The 3,786-nt window shown below is 56.4% G+C and carries 4 protein-coding genes; 1 reads left to right on the top strand and 3 read right to left on the bottom strand.

Annotated features, from left to right (window positions below):
• Positions 1-414: 414 nt before the first annotated feature.
• Positions 415-675, bottom strand: a complete 261-nt coding sequence (locus AC6CHO_RS17180; protein WP_498216699.1) for a hypothetical protein — start codon at positions 673-675, stop codon at positions 415-417.
• A gap of 787 nt (positions 676-1,462) precedes the next feature.
• Here AC6CHO_RS17180 and AC6CHO_RS17175 point away from each other — a divergent pair.
• Positions 1,463-1,906, top strand: coding sequence for a MepB family protein (locus tag AC6CHO_RS17175; protein ID WP_498216698.1), 444 nt, complete (start codon positions 1,463-1,465; stop codon positions 1,904-1,906).
• Between the two features lie 18 nt (positions 1,907-1,924).
• On the opposite strand, the gene AC6CHO_RS17170 is transcribed toward AC6CHO_RS17175, so the two are convergent.
• Both AC6CHO_RS17170 and AC6CHO_RS17165 read right to left on the bottom strand, forming a co-directional pair.
• Positions 1,925-3,121, bottom strand: coding sequence for a type II toxin-antitoxin system HipA family toxin (locus tag AC6CHO_RS17170; RefSeq protein ID WP_498216697.1), 1,197 nt, complete (start codon positions 3,119-3,121; stop codon positions 1,925-1,927).
• Positions 3,118-3,318: a helix-turn-helix transcriptional regulator gene (locus tag AC6CHO_RS17165; protein WP_444661168.1), complete on the bottom strand. Its 201-nt coding sequence runs from the start codon at positions 3,316-3,318 to the stop codon at positions 3,118-3,120. The genes AC6CHO_RS17170 and AC6CHO_RS17165 overlap by 4 nt, the downstream gene beginning before the upstream one ends.
• Positions 3,319-3,786: the final 468 nt, after the last annotated feature.

Below are 3,786 nucleotides of genomic sequence, written 5' to 3'. Positions count from 1 at the left end.
CCGGCGGTGACCGTGGACACTTAATCCAAATAGGCCGTTTCGGCAACCGTGCCAGTAAATGTCCAAGGAATCTAGAATTTCCTCGTCCCGCCAAATCCATTTATGCGCTTGCCCTAATTGTTCTCCTAGGATTCCCCGCTCTTCAGCCTGTTACAACGCCCTGGGTGCGCCCGTGCCGTAAGCGCTCAACAACTTCGTAGAGAAGTCCGCGCTCATAGCCGGTCAAGACACGAAGCGATCAATCTCCATGCCATCGACTGCGGCCTGAACCTCCTGAGCTTCTCATCGGCCGGATTGCATCGCTCTCGCTAGATGGTCGATCCGAACGCGCCTGCTGGAAGCGGCACATATCGAGGCCCACGTGGATTCCATGACAATCGGAGCAGCATCGCTGAGGCTCACGGAAGTGTGTGCCTAGAACCAGTGGCCCGCATACATGGATAACCCGGCAGATGCCAGCGAGGTCGCTGATTCAACTGCTCCTATAGCCGGAAACATCGGGGTAACCAACATGGGAGGGGTGCCGCAACCACCATCTGCGAACGCATGAACCGTTTGGAATTGCGCCTGGGCGTTGGCCAACTGGGCTACTCGTGCACGTGGAGCGCCGTGTCCCATAGAACGCCACATGTCGTCAATGAGCGCTTCCATCGAACCCTGGTTGTGGAGCGCCACATAGGCAGCTCCATTACGGATTGCTCCCCTCGCCCCTGTCCAATAGAAACTGCATGTACTTCCGTTGAATTGCGGCGCTATCCGTTTGGTTGGTCAAGGTGGGCACGGCTTCCATCGCGTGTTCGCCCTTCCCTGCAATCCCCGCATTGTTGGGATCAGCTTGGCCGAGTTCGGCAAGCCCAAGCTGTCGCGGGCCGGATAAAGTGGTGGTGCGCCTAGTGCAATGCCGCGTGATGCCCGAAGCTGATAAGGGAATCAGCAGCTTCAACGATAAGTTGTCCGAGTTTCACGTAAAGTCCCAATGCCAGCAGACACTGTCGGCTGGCACTGCATCGCAGGCTCCGTAAGCCGGACTCCGGAAAGACTCGTTTTTTGCTCCGCCATCCAATAGTGCTCTTCGGATCCAATGGAGATTACCGGAAGTGTCGTCCTGGGCGCGCGCAACCAACACTTTCTCTAAAACGGTAAGCAAGGCACAGATCGATTGACACTTGGAGTCACCAACCTGATTTGCTCGCGTGGTCTAGAACCGGGTTCGATTCCTGAAAGCCAGTATTGCGTTGTCAGATCATCCCACTGCAGAAGGGGCCCAGGAAATGCCGTTCCGAGATCGGCTTGTGAATATAGCGAGCACGCCAGCGCAATAGTAAGTACATAGGACCGTGGCCATCCTTGAATAGCTGTACCTAGATCGAACAGCGAGCTGGCATCATTGTATGCAATGGCCTCATCGCCCTCTACGAGGGTGGCCACACCACGGACATACCTACACCAATGAAGTGATGCTTTGAAGTACACCGCGTTAGAACGCTATTGCCTCGTTACTGGCCATACGCACAGTGAAGTGACTCCCGATGAGCAGCAGAGCGACTACCAAGCTGGGGTTGCCGAGATTGACGGTCAGCTGTGGCGCATCAGGACCGCACGGATCACCCCCACCAAGTCAGGTGGGTTCGTAGCCATATGGCAGCGTGACAATACTGGGACTACTGCGCCCTACGAATTCGACGAAGGGCTCCACGGGGTCCTGGTCTTCATCGAGGAAGGCAAAAACTTCGGAGTCTTTCGCTTCGCTCAACAGCATCTCGAGCGCCTGGGCGTCTTCGCCTCAGCGTCCTCGCCAGGCAAGCGCGGTTTCCGCATCTATCCTTCTTGGACCACTGGGCTCAAGGGACAAGCAAAGAAAAGCCAGGAAAATCAGTTGCCTGCGTTCACATTACTCGCCGGCTAGATCAGGGCGCACGGACGTCTACTCCATCTCCATGCGCCGAAACCGCAGCTCCCTTTGTGCACCGCGCAGAGGCGACCCATCAAACGGAAGCTCACCAAGGTCCACGGCCATCGCCGCTTTCAGGGCTAACCGGTTGGCAGACTGCGCAGCACGGCCAGTTAGCCCAAGCCCGCCAGCAAGTTCGTCCCAGTGCTTCCTCTTCAGGTTCTTTGCTTTTCCTGCGACGGTCAGCGCCATGGTGTCATCACCGTAGACCAAGGTGCAGGGGATGTCATAGATGGGTGCAACGCTGAACCGTCCATGCTCGTCCGCCAGAATCGAAACGTTCTTTCCATGCAAATCGCCGTTGCCGGTTAGCCAAGCAAAAACGAACTGCATGTACAGGTTGCGTCGTGCGAGCACCGGAGCTTGGCACTGTAGCGCTAACGCCTCAATGACTTGCTCCGTTCCCACGGCATACTTGCTTGCCGGCGGAAGGTTCAGTACCTGCATGGCATCTTCCAATGCCAACCGGATCGTATGGTCTGCTTTCCCGGCGGCTTTGCGATCGAATCTCTCGACCAGGAGCCCCTGGCTCCCCCTCGAGTCCAGAACTAGCTGATTGCTAACCACCGGAAGCTTGAGCGCTTTTGCTGCCTTCAGGTGCTGGGCCTCGTTAACCACCAGATGCGGGTGATCACGAGGATCGAGCTTGAGCAGATATGCGCTGTTCTTGAATTCCACAGGCGTCGTCAGCATCGTTGCGCTGATCTTGTCTTGCACACCAGGTATCGAGTGGCGGTCCAGGGTCCGTGCGAGAACTGAGAAATCGAGGTCAGCTGCGCTGCTGAACTCGGCAACCACTGGAGCTTGTTCCAGTGCCGACCCCGCCGGGACAACGCGAACGTTGCCCGGGGTATCAGAGCCAACGGCCATCAACAGAGTCAGTTCGTCAGAGAGGCTAGTCTTAGTTGCGTCTTTGAGGACAGTGAGACGATGGCCTTCGGGCAATAGTCCCGAGAAAAACGACGGCAAGGCGCCCCCGGGACCAACATATTGCTCCGGGGAAACAGGCAGAGATGCAGCAATGGCCGAGCCACCACCTGCAAGATAGCTCTCGTCATAGGTGAAGGCAACGCTTCCATCTGCTTGTCTGGTTAGATAGCCGGCCAGGCTTTCGTTGCAGTACACGTCAGCCTGAGTGACAAGCTTGAGCTCTTGAAGTTGTGGATTCATTGAGCCACAACAATTCGCATGCCGAGAACATTTGCTACAGAGAACACGGCATCAATGGATGGGTTCCCCGCTCCGCGCTCTATGGAGCGCAGTGTACGTTCGGAGATGCCGGCTAATTCAGCCAGCTGCTCCTGTGTCAGGCCATTCTGTTTTCTGGCGCGTTGCAATTCTGCTCCGAGCTCCGTCACTGAATTCATGAATGATCCTTTTCCGGCAGTATGTCGCCGATTGGCAACATTCTGTTCCCAATCATTCACTACAGCACAGAATTCGGCAAGAAGTTACCGGAATGCCGATTTGCGAAGATGATCGGGCCTCAGACGACCTGATAGGCAAAACTTTGCCGATCTATTGCCCTGGGGAAAGTAATCGCTGCAGAAGAGTGGTGCTCCACCATAGTGGCGCGGTGATCTGCCAGAAGCCGCCTGCCCAACTTAGTCGGCTCGAGAGCCTGGGATCCGAACGATGGTCCGCCTGAACTGGGCTCACATTCCAGCGCCTGGCATGTCGCTCTCCGCTAAGGCGCTGCGGTCCCCGGTCAGCATCCAAAGCTCTTTAAACAGGAAAAAAGGGGGGCCAGGCACCCACCCGAACCCCCACCAACCAACACCAACCAACAAGCCAGCCCAGCACCAACCAGCCTGTTTAGCTGGTTAAACAAGTAA

Source organism: Glutamicibacter sp. GQ173, assembly GCF_059759215.1.
Note: the sequence above shows the minus strand (reverse complement) of the source record. Positions and strands in the feature narration are given on the sequence as shown.

Excerpts from the sequence above, each read along its gene's own strand:
- AC6CHO_RS17170 (WP_498216697.1), bottom strand. The coding sequence starts at position 3,121 with ATGAATCCACAACTTCAAGAGCTCAAGCTTGTCACTCAGGCTGACGTG.
- AC6CHO_RS17165 (WP_444661168.1), bottom strand. The coding sequence starts at position 3,318 with ATGAATTCAGTGACGGAGCTCGGAGCAGAATTGCAACGCGCCAGAAAA.